This window comes from Rhodovulum visakhapatnamense, from assembly GCF_004365965.1.
Taxonomy (GTDB): Bacteria; Pseudomonadota; Alphaproteobacteria; order Rhodobacterales; family Rhodobacteraceae; genus Rhodovulum; species Rhodovulum visakhapatnamense.
Map to the genome: position 1 here is coordinate 93,103 of NZ_SOEB01000002.1, position 20,506 is coordinate 113,608.

Here is a 20,506-nt window from a genome sequence, read left to right on the forward strand (position 1 = left end):
GGTTTCGATGGGACCGGGGATCAGGCGGCAAAGCCCGGCCCGATGGCAGTCTCGGCCAGACCGGCGCCGTCGCGCTCCAGAAAAAGCACCGAAAGCCCCAGCCGCCGCGCCAGCGCCGCGCCCTCTTCGCGGCCCAGCACCATCAGCGCGGTCGCCCAGGCATCGGCCTCCATGCAGCGGGGCGCCAGCACCGTGACCGAGGCCGGAGAGGCCGCAAGCGGCGCGCCCCGCCGCGGGTCCATGGTATGCGACAGCCGCCGCCCGCCCAGATCGACCCAATGCCGATAGTCGCCCGAGGTCGCCACCGCCCCGGACTCGAGCGCCAGAACCGCATGCGCCGCCCGCTGGCCGGGATCGGGGCGTTCGACCGCCACCGCCCAGGGCTGGCCACCGGGCCGCGGGCCCAGCGCGCGCAGTTCGCCGTCGATCGACATGAGCGCGCTGCCGATGCCGAAGGCCCGCGCAGTCTCGGCCAGCCGGTCGACCCCGTAGCCCTTGGCGATGCCGCACAGATCGAGCGCCAGCGGCCCGTGCTTGCGCGCCCGCCGGTTGGCGCAGTCGAGTTCCAGTACCTCGCAGGCAGGCCGACGCGGCTCCTTGAGGGCCGCGCGAATGCGTCCCGGATCGGCCGCGGCGCCGGAAAAGCCCCAGGCCGCGACCGCATCGCCCATCCCGATCTCGAAGGCGCCGCCCGAGGCTTGGCCGATGGCAAGCCCGGCCGCCAGCACCTCGACCAGATGCTCGGGAAGGTCGATCCAGCGATCCGGCCCGGCGCGGTTCAGCCGCATCAGGTCGCTCTCGGCGCGGCGGGTCGTCATCTGCGCCTCGACCTCGGCGACCGCCGCGGCAAGGGCTGCATGCAGCGGGGCCGGATCGACCCCCGCCCCGACATGCAGCACCGCCGACCAGCGCGCGCCCATGGCCGGCCCGTTCAGGACCAGCCGACACAGGCATCCGGGGTCAGTAGACGTCCTCGACATAGCGCCCCTCCGCCTTCAGCCGTACCACTGCCAGGCCCGCCGGATCGAGGATATCCTCCAGCGCCTCGGCCACGCCCCGGGCCATCTCTCGGCCGCCGCAGACCATGATCCGTGCGCCCTGGGACACCAGCGCGGCCACCCGGTCGGCATCGCGGCGCAGCAGATCCTGCACATAGGCCCGGTCGGCGGTGCGCGAGAACGCCGTCGCGACCGAGGCAAGACGCCCGTCCTTCTGCCACTCCACCAGATCCTCGCCGAAGAGAAGATCGCTTTCCGGCGCACGCGCCCCGAAATAAAGGTGCAGCGGCCGTTGCGCGCGGTTGCCCCGGGCAAAGCCCGCAAGCGGCCCGATGCCGGTCCCGGCCCCGATCAGGATCAGCGGCGCCTCGTCCTGCCCGGCATGGAAGGCCGGGTTCGGGCGCAGCACCGCCGCCACGCTGTCGCCGGGCGCCAGATCCATCAGCTGCCCCGAGCACAGCCCGCCCGGATGCTTGCGCACGCAGATCTCGGCGAACCCGTCGGACGACCCCGAGGCCAGCGAATAGTACCGCGGACGGCTGTCGCCCTCGGGCAGCACGGCCAGCAGATCGCCCGCAAGGAACGGGCCGAAGCCGCCGCCGGTCAGGCGCTGCCAGAGGCTCCGGCGCGGCAGGGCAAAGCGCAGGATCGCCGTCGGCGCCTGCACCTCGGCGCCGTAATCGCGGCGCGAGACCAGCCGAAGACGCACCGGTTCGGGACCGGCGCTGGCGGGCAGAAGATCCAGCTCAATGCCCAGACGATCGGCCAAAGCCCGGACCCAGCGGGCGAAATCCTGCGGAGACTGGCGATCGACGCGGGCGGGGGTCATGAGCTCGGCCCAGCCCGCCGCGCGGGCGGCCGCGCGCACCTTGTCGGCATAACCGCAGAAGGCGGGAAAGGCGCTATCGCCGAAGCCCAGCACGGCGAACGGGGCTGCGGGCGCCACGCCCAGCGCGGCCACCCGGTCGAGAAAGCCCTGCGCCGAGCCCGGCGCGTCGCCATCGCCCGAGGTCGCGGCCAGGATCAGAATCCGCTGCGCACGCAGATACCGTTCGGGCGCGAAACCGGACATCGGCCCGACATGGACGCGGCTTCCGGCGCGGGTCAGCGCGGCGCGCAGGCGCTCGGCAAAGCCCCAGGTGGTGCCGCCCTCGGACCCGACCAGAAGGATCGTGTCGGCCGCCTCGGGCGCGACCGCGCGAACCCGCCGCCCGGCCGCCCCGGCGGTGCGGCGGCCCGCCTGCTGCGCAAGCCCGGTCAGACCCAGCACCGGCACGCTCAGCGCGGCCAGCCCCAGCAGAAGCCCCAGCAGGGCGGCGCCCCGACCGGTATGAAGCATCATCGCCAGATCGCCCAGCCGGTCGGCCCAGCCGCGCGCGGTCCAGGCCAGCATCTGGCCGCTGGCCGGATCGACATAGCCGGTCCCGGCCACGGTCCTCAGCGTGAAGACGTCGCCCGCACTTCCCGGGCGCGGAAAGGTCAGTTGTCGCAGATCGGCCAGCGGCAGATCGCGCAGCGCCGCCATCGCGGACGGAGACATCTCCGCCGCGCCGCCCGGCACGAAGCCGGGCAGGCCGGTCTCCGGCAAAAGCCCGAAGGTGCCCGCCGCCAGCCAGATCCCGGTCAGCGCGGAGAGGGTCAGCGCCGCGCCGCCCAGCCGCGCCAGATCGAGATGCAGCCGCCGCGACAGGGGCCCGCGCGCGGGCGCCAGCAGCCGCGACCAGCCGCCCAGACGCCGCGCGGTCAGTGCCAGCCCCGACAGCGTCAGCGCCAGCATGGCAAGGCTTGCCGCTGCCACCACCAGCCGCCCGGCATCGCCCAGAAACAGCGACCGGTGCAGGTTGGTCAGCCAAAGCTGCAGCGCCGACCGCTTGGCCGGGGCAAGGATCTCGCCGGTCGCGCCATCGACAGCCCAGCGCAGGGCCGTGCCGTCCTGAAAGGCATAGGCGGTGATGCCGCCCGCGGCCGACACCCGGATCTCTTCTAGGCCCGGCACACTGTCCTGCAGGGTCGCGGCCAGGTGGCCCGCGGATATATCGGGCAAGGGCACGGCACTCAGCGCCCCCGCCGCGGGATAAAGCGACAATGCCGCCCCGCTAAGCGCGGTCACGGACAGGATCAGGGCCGCGCCAAGCCCGGCCCAGCGATGCAGCGGACGGATCATCGGGGTCTCCTCACATCTCGTAGGCGAAGCTGGCGATATAGCCGCGGCCCGCGACCGGCTGGCCCGCGCCCCCGGTGGTCAGCGGCACCACGATCTCGGAGGGGCTGTCGCGCATGTCCTCGACCGCCGCGTCCACATGCAGCTGATAACCCGCGTCGAAAAGCGCATCGGCCAGATCGAAACTGACGGTCAGCGTCCGTCCGGCGCCGACGCTGGCGCCGGTGATCCCGGCCACCTCGGCGGCATTGCCGCCGGTGGCGCGGTACCAGTCCGAGAGGCTCTTGTAGTATTTGGCCTTGGCCCCGGCCATCCAGAGCGAGCCCACATAGGCGCCGGAGGCATCGGTGACGTAATAGGCCAGATAGGCGCCGTCGCCGCCGTAATTCGCCATCCGGGTGGTAAAGGTCACCTCCTTGGCAAAGGCCAGACCGGGCGCGGTCAGCGCCGTGGTCAGGGCAAGGGCAGAAAGCAGGGTCTTCATGGTCGGATCTCCTTTGGCCGGGCGAGCCGGGATCAGTTGGACTGCGCGCGCGGCGCGGCGCCGTTGTTGAACAAGCCGTTGGCGGGCGGCGCGACAGATCCCGGCGCGGGCTGCGCTTGGGCGCGGGCCCGGCCACCGCGCGTGTCGCAGTCGCCAGAGCGGCGCGTCGCATGCGACCGGTCGCGGCGGCCTCGGTCGTCATCGTCGCGGCCGAAGCCGAACCAGCCACGGTCGTCGTCATCATCGTCGGCCCAACGGCCATGGTGACGGTCGCTGCGCCCGGCGCCCCAGTAGGCCTGACCGCCTCCGTCCTGCTGCGCCATCGGCGCGGCCGGGCGCGGAGCGATCCGGGTGGTTCCATCCGCCTGGGCGAGTGCGGTCCCGGTCATCCCGAGGGCGAGAATCGCGGCCAGCAGCGGGGCGGATTTGAGGGTCGGTGTCATGGCTTTGTCCCTTTCAGGTGAACCTTCGATGGGACCGTTTTCCGCCCCGCGCCTGATCGGCGCCTGACGCCTGTGCGAATTCCGCTTCAGCTTCCCGTCAGGGAGGGGGGGCTATAGAGTGCCCCCAGCACGAAGGACGAACCGATGCGCATCCTGCTGATCGAGGACGATACGGTACTGGGGGCCGCAGTGGCCGACCAGCTGCGGGCCGACGGCCATTCGGCCGACTGGGCCAAGCGGCTTGACGCCGCCGACGACACGCTGGCGGTCGGGGCCTTCGATCTGGTGCTGCTGGACCTGATGCTGCCCGACGGGCGCGGCATTCCCTTCCTGCGCCGGATGCGGGCGCGGGGCGACGCGACGCCGGTCATCATCCTGACCGCGCTCGACCAGGTGTCGGACCGGATCGAGGGGCTGAACGCTGGCGCCGACGACTACATGGTGAAACCCTTCGATCTGGACGAGCTGTCGGCCCGGATCGGATCGGTGGCCCGGCGCTATGCGGGCAACCCGAACCCGCTGATCAATCTGGGGCCGCTGGAAATCGACCTGGCCGCCAAGGCGGTGCGCCGCTACGGCCGCCCGGTGACGCTGACCCATCGCGAATGGGCGCTGTTCGAGGCCTTCGTGCAGGCGCCCGGGCGGCTTTTGTCCAAGGCGCAGCTTGAGGAGCGGCTTTATTCCTTCGACGACAGCATCGAAAGCAACACCATCGAGGTGCATGTCAGCCGGTTGCGCAAGAAACTCGGCCGCAGCGTGATCGATACCGAGCGCGGGCTCGGCTACCGGCTGGGCAGCCCGTGAGGGCGCCGCGCTCGTTGCAGGGGCGGCTGGCGCTGGCGGTGGGGCTGGCGGTGACCGTGCTGTGGATCGCCGCGGCGGGCGCCACGCTGCGCGAACTGAGCCACGAGATGGACGAGGTCTTCGACGGCGCCCTGCGCGATGCGGCGCACCGGCTGCTGCCGCTGGCGGTGCGCGTCCATGAGGGCCGCGACCGGGGGCTGGCGCTGGGGCCGCTGGTCCGGGGCGAGCGGGACGGACATCGCCGCAAGGATGACGATGACGACGACTGGCACGAGGACCGCCGCAACCGGCATGCCGAGGAATGGTCGGAACGCATCCGGCAGTTCAACGGCGATGTCGAGGATCTGAGCTATGTGGTGCGCGACGGCGACGGCTCGATCCTGCTGATTTCCGAGGATGCCGAACCCGACGATTTCCCGCCATTCCGGCGCGAGGGCTTCAGCCGCACCGCGACCCACCGTCTGTTCTACGAATCCGCGCGCGGCGAGGACGTGACCATCGCCGTGGCGGAACCCCTGTCGCGCCGCAGGGACATTGCGCGCGAGATTGCGACGAACCTCGCTTTGCCTCTGGCGGTGGTGATCCCGCTCAGCCTGCTGGCCATCGTGATCGCGGTGGGCACCAGCCTGCGCCCGGTGCGCAGCCTTCGCCAGCAGCTGGCGGAACGCGGCTCGCGCAATCTTTCGGCGCTGGGCGATGGCGGCCTGCCGACCGAGCTGCGCCCCATCGTCGGCAGCATCAACGACCTGCTGTCGCGCCTGCGCGCCGCCTTCGAGGCCGAACGCAGCTTTGCCGCCAATGCCGCGCACGAGCTGCGTACCCCGGTCGCGGGCGCCATTGCCCAGGCCCAGCGACTGCGCGCCGAGACCGCCGACCGCAGCGCCGCAGCCCGCGCCGCCGAGATCGAGACCACCCTGAAACGGCTGAACCGCCTGTCCGAAAAGCTGATGCAGCTGGCCCGCGCCGAGGGTGCGCGACTGCGCGTTGCCGAGCCCTCGGACCTGCGCCCGGTGCTGCGGATCGTGGCGGACGATCTCGAACGGCTGGGCTCGGCCGGGCGCATCGCCCTGACGATGCCCGAGACGCCGGTGCTGTCCGATCTCGACCCGGACGCCTTCGGCATCCTCTGCCGCAACCTGATCGAGAACGCGCTGAAACACGGCACGCCCCAGGGCCCGGTCGAGGTCGCGCTCGGCCCGGGCGGCGTGCTGTCGGTCGCCAATGACGGCGCGCCGGTCCCGCCCGAGGAACTGGCGCGGCTGACCGCGCGCTTCGCCCGCTCGAATGGCCGGGCCGAGGGCGCGGGGCTGGGGCTTGCCATCGTGCGCACCATCGCCGACCGGGCCGCGGGCCGGATCGAGCTCCTGTCGCCCCGCCCCGGCAAAAGCGACGGGTTCGAGGCGCGGTTCACCCTGCCCGCCCGGCCCTGAGCCGGGCGCGCGGCCTCAGGCCAGAACGATCCCGGCGCTGCTGGCGGTGTTGCGGATATGCGCGCCCATCGCCGCCGCGCTGCCCGCCCCGTCGCCCGCCCGAAGCGCCGCGATGATCTGGCGGTGTTCGGCGATCGACTGCGCCATGCGGGCGCAGGCGGTATTGGGAACAGGCTGGCGCTGGCTTTCGGTCAGAAGGCTCTGCACCGACTGGTACAGCCGCCACAGCATCCGGTTCGGGCAGGCCCGGGCGATGGTTTCGTGCAGCCGCAGGTCGGCCTCGACATGGGCCACCAGATCGCCCTGGTTCCAGGCGCTTTCGAAGGTCGCGTTGGCATGCTCCAGCGCGTCGAGATCGGCCGCGCCCAGATGCCCGGCCGCCAGCCGGCACAGCTCGGTCTCGATCAGCAGGCGCGACTGGAACACGTCGCCGATGCTGAACGCCCCGTCATAGCGCCACGGCGAGGGCAGCCGGTCCTCGCCCTCGGGATCGACCACGAAGGTCCCGCGCGCGGGCAGCGTGCGCACCAGACCCAGCGTCTCGAGCGTCAGAAGCGCCTCGCGCAGCGTCGGGCGCGACACCTTCAGCCGGTCCGACAGCACCCGCTGCGACGGCATTTTCTCGCCGCGCTTCAGTTCGCCCGACCGGATCATCTCCTGCAGATGCCGCGCCGTGGCCTGCGCGACCGGCACCTTGTCGTCATGGGAAATCATCGCACCCTCCAGCCCGGCCATCCTATCGCCCGCGCCGCAAGGTCCGCAACTTGGGCTCTTGCATTCGGACCGGCCTCATGGTCCCATACTGGTCAGACCGGTTTGTCCGGTCAATCCAGAATCATAACCAACGGGGATCGACAATGACCAAGACAGGGATGACCGCCGCCGCGCTCGGGCTGGCGGTACTGGCGGGCGGCGCACTGCCCGCGGCGGCGCAGGACACGCTGACCGTCGGCGCCAATATCGGCAACGTTCCGTGGGAGTTTCAGGACGAGACCGGCGCCTTCGTGGGCTTCGAGATCGACCTGGTGAATGCCGTCGCCGAAAAGCTGGGCGCCGAGGTCGAGATCGTGAACATCCCGTTCAACGGGCTTTTCTCGGCAGTCCAGTCGGGCCGGATCGACATCGCCATGTCCTCGATCACCATCACCGACGAGCGGTTGACGTCGGTCACCTTCGCCCAGCCCTATTATGACAGCGACCAGTCGCTGACCGTCGTCGCGGGCGGCCCGGCCTCGCTGGACGAGATGTCGGGCAAGACCGTAGGCGTCGATACCGGCTCGACCGGCGACATGTGGGCGACCGAACACAACGCCGAATACGGCTTTGGCGATATCCGCCGGTACGAAGGTCTTGCGCCCGCCATGCTGGACCTGACTGCGGGCCGGATCGACGGCTATATCTCGGACATTCCGGCGCTGCTTTACTACGTCAAGGACAAGCCCAACCTCGAAGTCGTCCAGCGCATCGAGACCGGCGAGAAATACTCGATGATGTTCGCCAAGGACGCCCCGCTGGCCCAGACCGTGAACGATGCGATCACCGCGCTGAAGGACGAGGGCGCCATCGCCGCGCTGCACGAGAAATGGTTCGGCAAGGCGCCGGAGGACACCACCTCGACGGTGCGCGTCCTGCCGATTCCGTCGCTCGACTGACCGAAGACCGGGGCCGCGCCACCGCCGCGCGGCCCCCTTCCAGAGAAAGACACCCATGGGAATCGTCGAGACCTTCCTGAACGCCGAGGTGTTCGTCCGGACCTGGCCGCTGCTGGTCAAGGGGCTCTGGGTGACGCTGCAGCTCGGCGCGTCGAGCATCCTTGCCGGGCTGGCGCTGGGCCTCGGCCTGTCGATGGTCCGGCTTTACGCGCTGTGGCCGCTGCGGCTGCTGGCCCGGATCTATATCGACGTGTTCCGCTCGATCCCGGTGCTGGTGCTGCTGATCGTGGTCTATTACGCCCTGCCCTTCGTCGGCCTGCGGCTGTCGCCCTTCGTGTCGGCCATGACCGCGCTGTCGCTGGTCTCGGGCGCCTATACGGCCGAGATCTTCCGGGCCGGGATCGAGGCGATCCCGCGCGGCCAGTTCGAGGCGTCGGCCGCGCTGGGACTGACCGCGCGCCAGACCATGATCGACGTGATCCTGCCGCAGGCGATCCGGGTGGTGATCCCGCCCCTGACGAACAATTCGATCAACGTCGTCAAGGACACGGCGCTGGCCTCGGTGGTGGCGATGCCCGACCTGCTGAAACAGGCGACCCAGGCCCAGGCGCTGGCCGCCAACCCGACACCGCTGATCGGGGCGGCGCTGATCTATCTGGCCTTCCTCTGGCCGCTGGTCGCGCTGGTCTCCCGGATGGAGCGCCGCTTCGGCGCGAGGAGGCGCTGAGATGTCCGGCTTTGTGAGCATCCGCAATCTGCGCAAGTTCTACGGCGATTTCGAGGTGCTGAAGGGCATCGATCTGGAAATCGAGAAGGGCGAGGTCGTCTGCGTGATCGGCCCCTCGGGGTCCGGCAAGTCGACCCTGATCCGCTGCATCAACCGGCTGGAGGAGTTTTCCGACGACAGCGCGATCCTTGTGGACGGGATCCATGTGACGCCCGGCCGCTCGCTGGCCAGGGTCCGCGCCGAGGTCGGGATGGTGTTCCAGTCCTTCAACCTCTTTCCGCATCTGACCGTGCGCGAGAACGTCATGCTGGCGCCGCGCCGGGTCCGCCGCACCCCCCGCGCCGCGGCCCGCGCGCAGGCCGACCGGCTGCTGGCCCGGGTCGGCATCGCCGAGCAGGCCGACAAATATCCCGAGCTTCTGTCGGGCGGCCAGCAGCAGCGCGTGGCCATCGCCCGGGCGCTGGCGATGGAGCCGCAGGTGCTGTTGTTCGACGAACCCACCTCGGCGCTCGACCCCGAGATGGTGGGCGAGGTGCTGGACGTGATGCGCGCGCTGGCCGGGACCGGCGTGACCATGGTGATCGTGACCCACGAGATGGGCTTTGCCTCGCAAGTCGCCGACCGGGTGATCTTCATGGATGGCGGCCGCGTGCTTGAGGTCGGACCGCCCGATCAGGTGCTGGGCGCGCCGCAAGAGCCCCGGACCCGGAATTTCCTCAGCGCGGTGCTGAACCACTGACGCGATCTTACCGACAAGGACAGACGATGACCGAACCGACCGACCCGCTCGACATGGCGTTCGTGCAAAGCCAGTTTCCCGGCCTGCGCGATGACTGGGTGTTCTTCGACAATGCCGGGGGCGCGCAGACCGCGCGCGGCGCCATCGAGCGGGTGACCGAGTTCCTGACCCATCGCAACGTTCAGATCGGCGGCAGCTATCAGGTCTCGCTCGACGCGGCCGAGGCGCTGATGCGCGGGCGCCGGGCGGCGGCGACGCTGGTCAATGCCGCGCGCCCCGAAGAGATCGTCTTCGGCCCCTCGACCACGGTGCTGATGCAGACGCTTGCCGCCGCGATGCGCAGCCAGTTCCGGCCCGGCGACGAGATCGTCGTGACCATGGCCGATCATGAAAGCAATATCGGCCCCTGGATGCGGCTGCGCGAATTCGGGGTCGAGGTCAGGGTCTGGCCGCTCGACCCCGAGACCCATGAACTGAAGCTGGAGGATCTCGCGCCGCTGATGTCCGACCGGACGCGGCTGGTCTGCGTCACCCATGTCTCGAACATCCTCGGCCATATCACCCCGGTGGCCAGGATCGCGCGGTTCGTCCATGACCATGGCGCACAGATCGTCGTCGATGCCGTCGCCTATGCGCCGCACCGGCTGATCGACGTGCAGGGCTGGGATGTCGATTACTACGTCTTCAGCCTCTACAAGACCTACGGGCCGCATACCGCGATCATGTATGGCAAGTACGACCTGCTGTTGCGGCTCGACGGGCTTTATCACTACTTCTACGGCAAGGACAAAGTCCCCGGCAAACTCGAACCCGGCAACCCGAATTACGAACTCGCCTACAGCACAGAAGGGGTGGTCGAGTATCTGGCGGCGCTGGGCACCCGCGCCGGGGCGGCCGCCGATGCCAGCCTGCGCGACCGGGTGGCCGCCGGTTACGCGGCCATCGAGCGCCACGAGGCCCGGCTGACCGACCGGCTGCTGTCCTGGCTGAACGCCCGCAACGACTGCCGGGTGATCGGCCCCGCCCGGACGGGCGACGCGGCGCGGGTTCCGACCGTGTCCTTCCGCTTCGACGGGCTCGATTCGGGGGCGGTGACGCGGGCGATGGACGGTTACGGCATCGCCATCCGCCATGGCGATTTCCACGCCCGGCGGCTGGTCGAGGCCCTGGGCGAAACCGGCGATGGCGGCGTCCTGCGGGTGTCGATGGTGCATTACAACACGCTGGCCGAGGTCGACCGCCTGACCGCCGCCCTGGCCGAGATCGTTCAGGCCGCCGCGGCCTGAACCGTACGCGCTTCGGCAGCGCCCGCCGGTCCTGCGGCCCACCCCCTGGTCGCGCGGCGCGGCCTGCCGGAAGGACCCGGGCCGGAGGACTTTCCCCGGCCCGGGCCCGGTTCAGGCGCCCATGAACGTGTAGTCGTGCACGAAGTCGATATTCGCCGCCGTCACGCCGCTGCCGCGGATATAGATGGCGTCGTCCTGGCCCAGCGGATCGTCGAGATAGACCACGACGCTGGTTCCGGACTGGACGATCCCGGCGATCTCGACCCCCTGGCCCAGCGCGATCCGGTCGACCCCGACCTCGTAGTCCAGCACGATATCGCGCTCGCGGCTGCCGTTCAGCGCCTCGTCGCCGAAGTAGAACAGATCGGCCCCGGCCCCGCCCAGCATGGTTTCGTAGAAGCCCGCGCCCGAGACCACCAGATCGTCGCCATCGGTGCCCGTCAGGCGGTCGTTGCCCGCGGTACCCATCACCAGCGTCAGCGCCGGGGCGTCGATCACCGTGTCGTCGCGGTAGTTGAGGTTCTGGATCCGCTCGTCGCCCTCGGCCCCGGTATCGGCCAGATCGAAGGCGCTGTCGGCATCGCCGAAATTGGCGGCCAGATACTCGGCCAGCGCATCCTGTTCGGTGCCGTCTGCCGCGAAGGTGGCGACGCCCGACAGGGTGCCGTCCGTGGTGCCGTCGCCATCGAGATCGGCCAGATCGACCCGGTCGGTATAGGCCGCCTCCTGCGGGAAGGGATAGCCGTCGCCGCCATCGGCCATGAAGTTCAGAGTCACGACGCGGACAAGCCCGTCGGCATCGCCCACCAGTTGGCCGTCGCGCACCAGCACGTCGATGTCGTTGCCATCGGCATCGGTGATCGCGGCCGAGACGATCCGCGCCCCCGCCGGCAGGTCGGGGTCGAAGCTGAACTGCACGCCCGAAACCTGCGGGAACTGGCCCGCCGCCGAGGGTGCCGCGGCGACCCCGTGTTCGAGGATCGCGACCAGATCGGCCCGGGTCACCGTGACCAGCGACAGCGCGTTGTTGAAGGCCAGCGTCGCCTTGATGTCGGTCTCGCTGATGCCGCCCTCGGGTTTGACGATTTCGCCGTCGGCATCGACAATCTCGCCATTGGCCTGACGCACATAGCCGGTGCCGCCCGGAGGCACCACGGTCTCGCCGATCGAGGCGCGGATGCCGCCGCCGTTCTTGATCGAGACCAGCACCGTATCGTCGACCGCCCTGGCCGCCGCGAGGTTGGCATCGGCGGTCAGGTCGCCCAGGTTGGTTTCCTGGGTGCGGACCCCGTCGGCGTCGCCCTCGGCGCCGGAGCCCGAGCGGTTGCCGTTCAGGAACACCTCCGAGATGCCGAAGACATTGCCCTCGGTCGCCACGATCTGCGCGCCGATGGCATCGGCAATCGCCTGGATCTCGGGATCGACAAGATCCCCGGCGCCCAGATCCGCCACGCCCTGATCGTCGGTCGCATAGGCGCCCGAGACCTCGGCGTCGTAGCTGTCGGCCAGGATGTGCCCGTCCTCGTCGAAGTCGATGACCAGCCGGCCCACGTATTTGTAGGACCCGTCGGTATTGACCACGGCAACGGTGTTGCCATCGGCATCGGTGACGAATTGCGGATAGGTGCCCTGCGCCGCGTCGTCATCGCGCAGCCGGTCGGTTTCATCGGCCAGCAGCGTGTTCGACCCGCCCGCCAGGATCACATCGACATCCGACAGCCGCGAGGCCAGCGCCAGCTCGATCCCGAGGATCTGCATATGCGCCATCAGAATGACCTTGTTCATCCCCGGATTGGCGGCCAGCACCGCGTCGACCTCGGCCTGGATCACCGCGGCCAGCGCGTCAAGCTCGGCCTCGGTCGGCTGGGTCCCGGCCCAGTCGGGCGAGATGGTCACGCCGCCGGGGCTAGAGATCCGGCCCAGCGTGGGCGTGGTCGCGCCCACGACACCGATCAGGTCGCCGTTGACGTCTAGAACGGTCGACGAGGTGATCGAGTTGCCCTGCGGCGCCTGCCCGCCCGCCACGGCAAGCGGGCCGAGGTTCGCGTCGGTCGAGACGTCGAGATTGGCCGAGAGATAGGGGAAGAGCGTGCCGGCGAAGTCCTGCCCGGCCAGCGCGGACCCCGTCAGCGCCGAGAAATCGCCCGCCGCATCGCCCGAGATCAGACCGGCCAGCACCGCCGTGCCCTTGTCGAATTCGTGGTTGCCCAGCGCGACGGCCGCAAAGCCAAGCTCGTTCTGGATCTGGATATCCGCGATCCCGCCCGACCCGAAGACAGCGGCCGAGGCCTCGAAGAAGACGCCCGGGATGAAGGCGTCGCCGGAACTCAGCCGGATGGTGTTGTCGGCCACTCCGTCATGGCCCAGATCCTGCGCCTCAAGCGCGTTCATCACCGCCGAGAGGTTGGGCGCCGCCGCGACCGAAGAGGCGCTGCCCTCCTGGTCCGAGACATGCAGGATTTCCAGTGTGAAGATGCGGGGCGCGCTTTGCAGGTCGAGCCCGACCACCACCGGATCGTGATCCGAGGCGCGGTAGGGGTCGGCGGTGTAAAGCGATCCGTCGCGCCCGTAATCGAGGTTGTAGTCGAGCGCGTCGGCCTCGTCGGCATTGATGTTCCAGATCGTGGCGCCGGTCACCTGACCGGCAAGGCTGCCGCTGGCCAGCGCATGGTCGAGCGAGCCGGTCATGCCATCGAAGACATAGGAATAGCCGTCCGGGTCGTATCGGGTGACCACGTTGACATAGTCGTCCGCGGTGCCCGCGATGTCGTCGGCGCCCGCCTCGATGGCGCGCACCGGGTCTTCCTTCGTATAGGCGTTCAGATCTCCGATGATCAGGACATCCGGGTCGCCCGAGCCGGTCGGATCGGAGGCCAGCCAGTCGGCCAGCGCCTTGGCGGCCTCGGTGCGGGTCGCGTTGTTGGCCCCCTGCCCGTCGCCAATGTCCTCATCGCCCGGCAGCACCGAGCCCTTGGATTTCAGATGCGTGACGACGGCGGTGAAGCTTTCGCCGCTGGCGGTCTCGGTGAAGGTCTGGGCCAGTGCCGGGCGCTGTACGCCCTCGGTCGCGAAGCGGCTGTCGACGGTTTCGTCGAGCAGGGCGAAATCGCCGGTCAGCGACACGGTATCGGTGTTGTAGAGGAAGCCCACCTTGATCGCGTCGCCTTCAAGCGCGCCGCCCATGGCGCCCTCGATCGGGCCGGTCTCGACATAGGCATAGCTGCAGCCCTCGGCGTTCAGCGCCGCGACCAGCGCCGCCAGCGAGGTCGAGCCCAGCGGGTCGTTCTCGATCTCGATCAGGCCCACCACATCGGCCGCGACCGCCTTGATCGCGGCCACCAGCTTGGCTTCCTGCCGGTCGAACTCGGACATCCCGTCATAGGAGAACGCATTCGCGCCGCGCGGCTCCAGGTCGCCCGCAGGCCCGGTGACGTAGGGGCCGTTATAGCTGCCGGGAGTGGTGTCGATGGAGGTGAAGTAGTTCAGCACGTTGAAGGACGCGACGGTCAGGCTGCCGCCCACATCCTCGGGCGCTTCGCTGCGCGGATTGGTGGCGGTCAGTTCGCCCGCCTGCGGCAGGTGGATGCGGTATTCAGGCTCTTCCGAACTCGAGGCGCTGTCCTCGGAATAGCTGAGAACGCCGGTCAGCCCGGTATAGACATCGCCCATCCGGATCACGTCGCCCCCATCGAGCCTGCCGTCCTCGCCGAGGAAGGGCACCAGGATCTCGGCCGGGTTCTGCACGTCCGACCCGTCATCCAGCACCAGCGACCGCGCCGCCACCTCCTTCAGATAGGCGGCATAGCCCTCGACGCCGGGCTCGAAGATCTCGGTATAGGTGGCAAGCTGGCCCTCCGAGCTGATCCGGATCGTGCCGAACCGGTCCAGCTGGAACATCTCGGTCACGCTCATCTCTTCGGGAATGGCGACCAGCATGCCCTCGTAGGCCTCGAGATTGGCGACATAGTCGCCATCGGCATCGACCAGCACCGTCGCGGTGGGGAACTGGATCACCGTGGCCTCGGGCAGCGCCGCCGTGCCGTCGACCGAAACGGCATCGGCGTTGATCCGGGTCTCGCCGCCGGTTTCGGCAACAAGGCCCTCGACCGTCACCAGATCGCCCGCCGAAACCGCCCGCGTCGAGGCAACGAAGATCCCTTCCGAGGTCTTCGAATTGCCATCGGCATCGCTGTCCTCTTCCTGGATGTAGAAGCCGCCAAGCCCCGGCATGACCTGGGTCACGACCGCCTGCACCCGGACCGCCGCCCCCAGCAGCGGGCTTTCGTCGGCCGCCCCGGCCAGCCCGACCAGCGTGCCGTCGGCCAGATCGGTTTCGCCCTGAATCTCGTGGATGAGGACATCGGCATAGTCCCCGCCGATCTCGCGCGTGGCGGCGGTGGGGGTGTTGGCCGGGCCGAGGTTGAAATCGGCCAGCACGAAATCGGCCGCGCTGTCGGTATCGACGCCATCCTCGGCGCGGCGCGCGCCCGCGGGCAGGAAGCTGCCATCGGGGCCGACGACCGGCGCGCCGAAGGCGAAGGACCCCGCGCCCTCGCCATCGGTCACGCCGAGGCTGTCGATCACGGTCTCGGCGCCGGTGACGCTGTCGCCCGACAGCGAGGCGGTCTCGACCAGCGCCAGCGTGTAGCTGGAATTCTCGATGGTGTTCGTCGCAATCACCAGATCGGGCGTCACGCCATAGACCTGTGCGACCGACGCGGTGCCGACCAGGAAGAAGCCGTTGGTGCCCAGCGCGTCCCCGGCACCGAAGTCGATCCGGGCATCGATATGGCCGTTATCCGACTGCGCGTCGCTTTCGACCACGATCAGGCTCAGCCCCGCCAGCGACTGACCGGGCGCGCCGTAAAGCTCGACATATTCGACATCGGTGCCGGTGGTGCTGCCCAGCACCTCGTTGATCACCAGCGCCTGCGCGGCGCCGCCGTAACCTGCCAGCGGCACCGGCGCGGCGGCGGTGGCATTGGCGGTCGCGTCGTCCAGCGCATCGGCGCCCGAGAAGGTCCAGTCGGCGGGCTTGAAGACCGGGCTCGGGCCGGTGCCCGGATTGCGCGCGGCCCAGCCGTCGCGATAGTCCCAGACGGTGCCGCTGCCCGAGGCGTCCGGCGTACCGAAGGTATCGACCACGGTGCCGTTCAGGAACAGCTCGATCGCGTCATCGCCGTTGATCGAGGCGGCGCTTGGCGCGACGAAGTCCGGGGCAAATCCGAAGAAGGCGGCAAAGCCGGTCGATTCGGTCGCAACGTGAAGATAGCTGCCCGCCTGCACCGAAACGGGGGGAAACACGAATTCCTGCCCGTCCGTACCACCGCCATTATTGGCAGAGCCAAGCCCGTAGACCGAAAGATCGGCAATGTCTTCAATGGCATAAAGCTCGATGGCCTTGGGCAGCCCGCCGCTCAGCGGGCCGTCGACGATGGCGGTCAGCACAAGACCGGACCCGGTCGATGCGAGTTCAGGCATGGTGAATTCTCCCCGTTGCGAGGACCGCCCCCCGCGACCCCCTGCGCACCCCCTTTCGGGGCCGAAGCCAGCCCTAGCAGCGACACATGACGGAAATGAGAAGGTTAACGCCCGGCGAACAGGCCGCCGCGTCAGGCCTCGGCGGTGGCCAGCGCCAGCCCGTCGACGACGGCGGTAAAGGCCTCGGACCGGCGCAGCGCGGCGCCGGGGCAGACCGCGCGGGCCTCGGCCTCGACCAGCCCCATCAGGCTCGACCCGCCGACCAGCACCACCGCGCCGATCTGGTCGGGGCGCGCCTGGGCCAGCATCAGGGTTTCATAGATCGCCATCCTGAGCGGCTCGCGGCAAGGCGCGAGCGCCGCGTTCAGCGAGCCCGCCGTGATCGGGGCGCCAAGGCCGCGTTCGATCCGGCCCATCTCGATCCGCGCGGCCGCGCCGCCGCCATTGGCCGCGATCTTGCCCGCCTCGACCGCGAAGGCCAGTTCGTGACCCAGCCGCGCGCCGATCACATGGCCAAGCCGCCCCATCGCCACCGCGTCGACCGCGTGGCGTTCCATGTCGGCCACCGCCCGTTCGGTCTCGCGCGTGTAAAGAAAGGGGATCATCGCCCAGGTCGACAGATCGACATAGATCGCCTTCGGCACCGGCAACAGCCCCTCGCCGAAGCTGCGGCGCAGCTCGCCGCCAAGCCCCAGCAGCGGCATCGCATGGGCCATCGAGACGGCATGGTCGAAATCGGTGCCGCCCAGCCGGATCCCGTGGCTGGCGAGGATCTCGATGCCGCCCGGCGCCGCACGGAAGACCGAGAAATCCGAGGTGCCGCCGCCGATATCGACAATCAGTCCCAGCTCGTCGGCCCGGGCATCGGCGCGGGCGGCCAGCGCTGCCGCCTCGGGCTCGAAGCGGAAGTCGACGGCGTGAAAGCCCGCCGCCTCGTAGCAGCCGCGCAGATCGGCCTCGGCGGCGGCGTCGCGGGCCGGATCGGCGCTGTGGAAATGCACCGGGCGGCCCGACAGGACCCGGTCGAAGCGGGTGCCCGCATCGGCCTCGGCCCGGGCCTTCAGCTCGGCCAGAAAACCGGTGACGATCTCGGCCAGCGTCCGCCGCTTGCCGCCGATCGGGCGCGCCTCGTGAAAGAGCGGCGTGCCCAGCACGCTTTTCAGCGCGCGCATGTAGCGCCCTTCCTCGCCCGCGATCAGCGCCTCGGCGGCGGCCGAACCGATCCGCATCGCCGACCGGTCCTCGGGGAAGAAGATGGCGGTGGGCAGGGTCTCGGCGCCGGGCTCGATGGCCAGCCTGCGGACCTGACCCCCGGCCAGCATCGCCGCGGCCGAGTTCGAAGTTCCGAAGTCGATGGCAAGCGGAGCGGAGGCAAGCGGGGCGGACATGGCGGGACTCCCTGACGCACGAAGCCTGCCGAGGTAGCGGAAACCGCGCGGCGGCGCAAGGGGCGGCACCCGCCGCCCGAAGCCAGTCTTGGTTTTTGGGGCTTTCGCGCGCATACTTTCCGCAGGGGATTTCAGGGGGGATTTTTTGATGACGCTGGAATTGCTTGTTGCCGCGCAATCGGTCGCGGCGCCCGAGGCCGAGCCCGGCCTGCCGCCGGATCGCTTGAGGTTCACGCTCGAATACGCGTCGCCGCCCGATTGCGACGCCCAGCGCACGCGCCTTGCGGGGATGCTGGGAGGCGACCATTTCAGCCTTGAGCCGCTCGACCCGCTGCTGCCGCAATTTCTGGTGCTGCAGTTTCCCGGGGTGCGGCGGCGGGTCTCACCCGAGGCGCTGTTCGACGCGGCCGACACGCTGGTCGAAGAGATGCAGCTGGTCTCGGCGGTGCCGGACATCCGCGCCAGCTTCGTCGGCGCGCCCGAGGACCCCGAGCGGGTCGAAAGCGTGGCCGATGCCTTTCTCACCCTCACCTGCTGGGTGGCGAAGGACGAGGCGCTGCCCGACGACTGGGCGGTAAGCGCGATCAACGTCAAGCCGGTCTGGGCGCGCGGCATCACCGGGCAGGGCGTCCTGGTGGCCCAGCCCGATACCGGGGTCGCCGACCATCCCGAACTGGCGGGGGCGCTGGATCTGGGACACGCCTGGAACACCCTGACCGGCACCGCCGACCCGACCGATCCGCTGTCGACGGCCATGGGCAATCCGGGCCATGGCACCGCGACCTCCTCGACCGTGGCCAGCCGCGCGGCGGGCCGGGTCTTCGGCGCCGCGCCGGGGGCGAAGGTGGCGCCGATCCGCTGTCTCGACGCGGTGGTTCTGGGGCTCGACCCGACGCCGGTGGCCAGGGCGATCCTGCATGCGGTGCATGCGGGCGCCGACGTGATCTCGATGTCGCTGGGCGGCGCGCTTTATTCCCCGGCGATGGCGGCGGCGCTGCGGACGGCCGCGCAGGCCGGGATCGTGATCGTCTCGGCTGCGGGCAATTGCGTGCAGCCGATCGTGGTCTATCCCGCGCGCGACCCGAACGTGGTGGGCATGGCCGGGACCAACCATCTGGACAAGCCCTGGAAGGGCACCAGCCGCGGCCGCCAGGTGGCCGCCGCCGCCCCGGCCGAGAATGTCCGCGTCGCGCGCCGCAAGCCCGGCGACAACGGTCAGGGCACGACCGAGCCCAGTCAGGGCACGTCCTTCGCGACCGCGCTGACCGCGGGCGTGGCCGCGCTTTGGGTCCAGCATCTGGGGCGCCAGCGCGTCCGGGACGAGGCCGCGCGGATCGGCATCACCGTCACCGACCTCTTCCGCACGGCTCTTAAGGCAACGGCGCGGCGGCCCGCGAACTGGCCGCAGGGCATGGGCGCGGGCATCGTCGATGCCGACGCGCTTCTGCGGCTCGACCTGTCGCGCATCAGCCCGCTCGCGGCCCCCGAATCCGCGCCCCCGCCCGACGACGATGCGATCCTTGCCGCGCTGGAGGACAGCTTTGACGCCATCGAGATGGGCGACGGCGACTGGCCCCGGGTCGGAACCGAGGCGGTCTATCTGCTGAACGACGCCTGGCTGCGCGAGAACCGGGCCGCCGGCGTCGCGGTCGAGACCACGGCGAGCCCGCGCCCCAGCGCCGGTCTTGTCCGCCACATGCCCGAGCCGGTCATGCGCGGGCTGGCCGCGCGGTCCGACGCGGGCGCCTTCACGCCGCCGCTGATCGCGGCCACCGGCCCCTCGGCGCAATATGCGAAGCTGCTGGCGGCAGGCCAGCCCGGCACTGCGGAATCGAGCGCGAACCTGACCGAGCACGAGGCCCGGGCGCGCCTTGCGGGCGAGGGCGCGGGGCGGCTGATGGCGCGCACCCGCGCCAGTCTCGACCGGCTGCAGGCCACCGGGCTTGGCGACCGCGACGCGCAGGCCCGGATGCTGGAAGGCGCCGAGGAGGTGATCCGCATGGCGGCCGAGAACCGGCTGGACGAGCTGGACCTGCCCGGCCGCATCACGCTCGAGGCGCTTGTGCGGATCCAGGACCGCCCCGCCTTCCGGGTGATCGACGGCAGCGTCGATACCGACGATCCGCTGGCGGGCGACTGGGCGCCCTTCCTCGGGCTGGTGGTCGACCTGCCGGACTGGACCCGCTCGGTCGGGCGGATCGACCTCGACGGCACCCATATCGGCACCGGCTTCCTGATCGGCGGCGGCCGGGTGATGACCAACCGCCATGTGCTGGAAGCCTGCGCCGACGAACTGGCGGGTCCCGGCGGCAGTCTCTGGCGGCTGGGCCGCGGGGCGGTCACCATCGACTTTTCCGAAACCGCCGATGGCAGCCAGCGCCATGCCCTGACCGGCGTCGTCATGGCCGGGCCCGATCCGATCAATGGGGTCGAGCGGCTGGGCCATCTGGACATGGCGCTGCTGAGCCTTGACGCGACCGCCCCGGGCCTGCCGCGCGCGTTGCCGCTGGCGCGGCAGATGGACGAGGCGGCCGATATGGTGGTGATCGGCTATCCCGCCCGGCCGGGGCGGTCGGCCTTCGTGGACCCCGCGACCGGCGCGGTCAGCCGCGAGATCGGCAATCGCCTGCGCGAGATCTTCGGCACCGATTACGGGCGCAAATACGTGGCGCCCGGCCGGGTCATTCAGGGGCCGGGCATGCTGCCGGGCGACAGCGAGGGCTGGGCCGCCAGCCATGACTGCACCACGCTCGGCGGCAATTCGGGCTCGGTGCTGGTGCAGTTCACCGCGACGCCCTCGGTCGCGGGGCTGCATTTCAGCGGCGCGCCCCTGACCGCCAACAAGGCCCATGCGCTGGGACGGGTGGACCAGAGCAGCCTTGGGCCGATCCCCGGCGCCGCCTGGATCTGACG

14 protein-coding genes are annotated in these 20,506 nt (G+C 70.2%); 7 read left to right on the top strand and 7 right to left on the bottom strand.

Going from position 1 to position 20,506, the window contains the following annotated elements; translation table 11 throughout:
• Window positions 1-20 precede the first annotated feature (20 nt).
• Genes EV657_RS02295 through EV657_RS02310 form a run of 4 tightly spaced genes read right to left on the bottom strand, consistent with a single transcriptional unit; the run spans window position 21 to window position 4,086 of the window.
• Window positions 21-920 carry an FAD:protein FMN transferase gene (locus tag EV657_RS02295; RefSeq protein ID WP_243837464.1) on the bottom strand — a complete coding sequence of 300 codons (900 nt, stop codon included), beginning with the start codon at window positions 918-920 and terminating at the stop codon, window positions 21-23.
• A 40-nt stretch (window positions 921-960) separates the two neighbouring features.
• A complete protein-coding gene (locus EV657_RS02300; protein ID WP_134077008.1) occupies window positions 961-3,162 on the bottom strand; it encodes a PepSY domain-containing protein in 2,202 nt (733 codons plus the stop codon).
• A 10-nt stretch (window positions 3,163-3,172) separates the two neighbouring features.
• Window positions 3,173-3,643 carry a DUF2271 domain-containing protein gene (locus EV657_RS02305; RefSeq protein WP_075784757.1) on the bottom strand — a complete coding sequence of 157 codons (471 nt, stop codon included), beginning with the start codon at window positions 3,641-3,643 and terminating at the stop codon, window positions 3,173-3,175.
• 32 nt (window positions 3,644-3,675) lie between these two features.
• The gene (locus EV657_RS02310) at window positions 3,676-4,086 is read right to left on the bottom strand and encodes a hypothetical protein (RefSeq protein ID WP_134077009.1); all 411 of its coding nucleotides are present in this window, start codon (window positions 4,084-4,086) and stop codon (window positions 3,676-3,678) included.
• Window positions 4,087-4,230: 144 nt separating this feature from the next.
• Between EV657_RS02310 and EV657_RS02315 the strand changes: the two genes are divergently transcribed.
• Together EV657_RS02315 and EV657_RS02320 are read left to right on the top strand one after the other, a co-directional pair.
• Window positions 4,231-4,890 (top strand): response regulator transcription factor, encoded by a 660-nt coding sequence (locus EV657_RS02315; RefSeq protein ID WP_134077010.1) that lies wholly within the window; start codon window positions 4,231-4,233, stop codon window positions 4,888-4,890.
• Window positions 4,887-6,320 carry a sensor histidine kinase gene (locus EV657_RS02320; RefSeq protein ID WP_113670190.1) on the top strand — a complete coding sequence of 478 codons (1,434 nt, stop codon included), beginning with the start codon at window positions 4,887-4,889 and terminating at the stop codon, window positions 6,318-6,320. The genes EV657_RS02315 and EV657_RS02320 overlap by 4 nt, the downstream gene beginning before the upstream one ends.
• A 15-nt stretch (window positions 6,321-6,335) precedes the next feature.
• Here the strand turns inward: EV657_RS02320 and EV657_RS02325 are convergent, their stop codons facing one another.
• Window positions 6,336-7,055: a FadR/GntR family transcriptional regulator gene (locus EV657_RS02325; RefSeq protein WP_243628035.1), complete on the bottom strand. Its 720-nt coding sequence runs from the start codon at window positions 7,053-7,055 to the stop codon at window positions 6,336-6,338.
• Between the two features lie 122 nt (window positions 7,056-7,177).
• Between EV657_RS02325 and EV657_RS02330 the strand changes: the two genes are divergently transcribed.
• Genes EV657_RS02330 through EV657_RS02345 form a run of 4 tightly spaced genes read left to right on the top strand, consistent with a single transcriptional unit; the run spans window position 7,178 to window position 10,724 of the window.
• Window positions 7,178-7,972 (top strand): ABC transporter substrate-binding protein, encoded by a 795-nt coding sequence (locus tag EV657_RS02330; RefSeq protein ID WP_075784753.1) that lies wholly within the window; start codon window positions 7,178-7,180, stop codon window positions 7,970-7,972.
• Window positions 7,973-8,027: 55 nt separating this feature from the next.
• Entirely contained in the window at window positions 8,028-8,699 is a 672-nt protein-coding gene (locus EV657_RS02335) for an amino acid ABC transporter permease (RefSeq protein WP_134077011.1), read from the top strand.
• A 1-nt stretch (window position 8,700) separates the two neighbouring features.
• Window positions 8,701-9,438 (top strand): amino acid ABC transporter ATP-binding protein, encoded by a 738-nt coding sequence (locus EV657_RS02340; protein WP_075784751.1) that lies wholly within the window; start codon window positions 8,701-8,703, stop codon window positions 9,436-9,438.
• Window positions 9,439-9,464: 26 nt separating this feature from the next.
• Window positions 9,465-10,724: a cysteine desulfurase-like protein gene (locus tag EV657_RS02345; RefSeq protein WP_243837465.1), complete on the top strand. Its 1,260-nt coding sequence runs from the start codon at window positions 9,465-9,467 to the stop codon at window positions 10,722-10,724.
• 111 nt (window positions 10,725-10,835) lie between these two features.
• Here the strand turns inward: EV657_RS02345 and EV657_RS02350 are convergent, their stop codons facing one another.
• Both EV657_RS02350 and EV657_RS02355 read right to left on the bottom strand, forming a co-directional pair.
• Window positions 10,836-16,205: an ExeM/NucH family extracellular endonuclease gene (locus tag EV657_RS02350; RefSeq protein WP_134077012.1), complete on the bottom strand. Its 5,370-nt coding sequence runs from the start codon at window positions 16,203-16,205 to the stop codon at window positions 10,836-10,838.
• Window positions 16,206-16,336: 131 nt separating this feature from the next.
• Window positions 16,337-17,593, bottom strand: a complete 1,257-nt coding sequence (locus EV657_RS02355; RefSeq protein WP_134077013.1) for an Hsp70 family protein — start codon at window positions 17,591-17,593, stop codon at window positions 16,337-16,339.
• A 148-nt stretch (window positions 17,594-17,741) separates the two neighbouring features.
• Between EV657_RS02355 and EV657_RS02360 the strand changes: the two genes are divergently transcribed.
• Window positions 17,742-20,504 carry a S8 family serine peptidase gene (locus tag EV657_RS02360; protein WP_134077014.1) on the top strand — a complete coding sequence of 921 codons (2,763 nt, stop codon included), beginning with the start codon at window positions 17,742-17,744 and terminating at the stop codon, window positions 20,502-20,504.
• The last annotated feature ends 2 nt before the right edge of the window (window positions 20,505-20,506 follow it).

What these genes read in the sequence shown, in the direction of transcription:
- EV657_RS02300 (WP_134077008.1), bottom strand. Translation starts at nt 3,162, where the DNA reads ATGATCCGTCCGCTGCATCGCTGGGCCGGGCTTGGCGCGGCCCTGATC.
- EV657_RS02360 (WP_134077014.1), top strand. Translation starts at nt 17,742, where the DNA reads ATGACGCTGGAATTGCTTGTTGCCGCGCAATCGGTCGCGGCGCCCGAG.
- EV657_RS02330 (WP_075784753.1), top strand. Translation starts at nt 7,178, where the DNA reads ATGACCAAGACAGGGATGACCGCCGCCGCGCTCGGGCTGGCGGTACTG.
- EV657_RS02350 (WP_134077012.1), bottom strand. Translation starts at nt 16,205, where the DNA reads ATGCCTGAACTCGCATCGACCGGGTCCGGTCTTGTGCTGACCGCCATC.
- EV657_RS02295 (WP_243837464.1), bottom strand. Translation starts at nt 920, where the DNA reads ATGGGCGCGCGCTGGTCGGCGGTGCTGCATGTCGGGGCGGGGGTCGAT.
- EV657_RS02345 (WP_243837465.1), top strand. Translation starts at nt 9,465, where the DNA reads ATGACCGAACCGACCGACCCGCTCGACATGGCGTTCGTGCAAAGCCAG.
- EV657_RS02340 (WP_075784751.1), top strand. Translation starts at nt 8,701, where the DNA reads ATGTCCGGCTTTGTGAGCATCCGCAATCTGCGCAAGTTCTACGGCGAT.
- EV657_RS02315 (WP_134077010.1), top strand. Translation starts at nt 4,231, where the DNA reads ATGCGCATCCTGCTGATCGAGGACGATACGGTACTGGGGGCCGCAGTG.
- EV657_RS02325 (WP_243628035.1), bottom strand. Translation starts at nt 7,055, where the DNA reads ATGGCCGGGCTGGAGGGTGCGATGATTTCCCATGACGACAAGGTGCCG.
- EV657_RS02355 (WP_134077013.1), bottom strand. Translation starts at nt 17,593, where the DNA reads ATGTCCGCCCCGCTTGCCTCCGCTCCGCTTGCCATCGACTTCGGAACT.
- EV657_RS02305 (WP_075784757.1), bottom strand. Translation starts at nt 3,643, where the DNA reads ATGAAGACCCTGCTTTCTGCCCTTGCCCTGACCACGGCGCTGACCGCG.
- EV657_RS02335 (WP_134077011.1), top strand. Translation starts at nt 8,028, where the DNA reads ATGGGAATCGTCGAGACCTTCCTGAACGCCGAGGTGTTCGTCCGGACC.
- EV657_RS02310 (WP_134077009.1), bottom strand. Translation starts at nt 4,086, where the DNA reads ATGACACCGACCCTCAAATCCGCCCCGCTGCTGGCCGCGATTCTCGCC.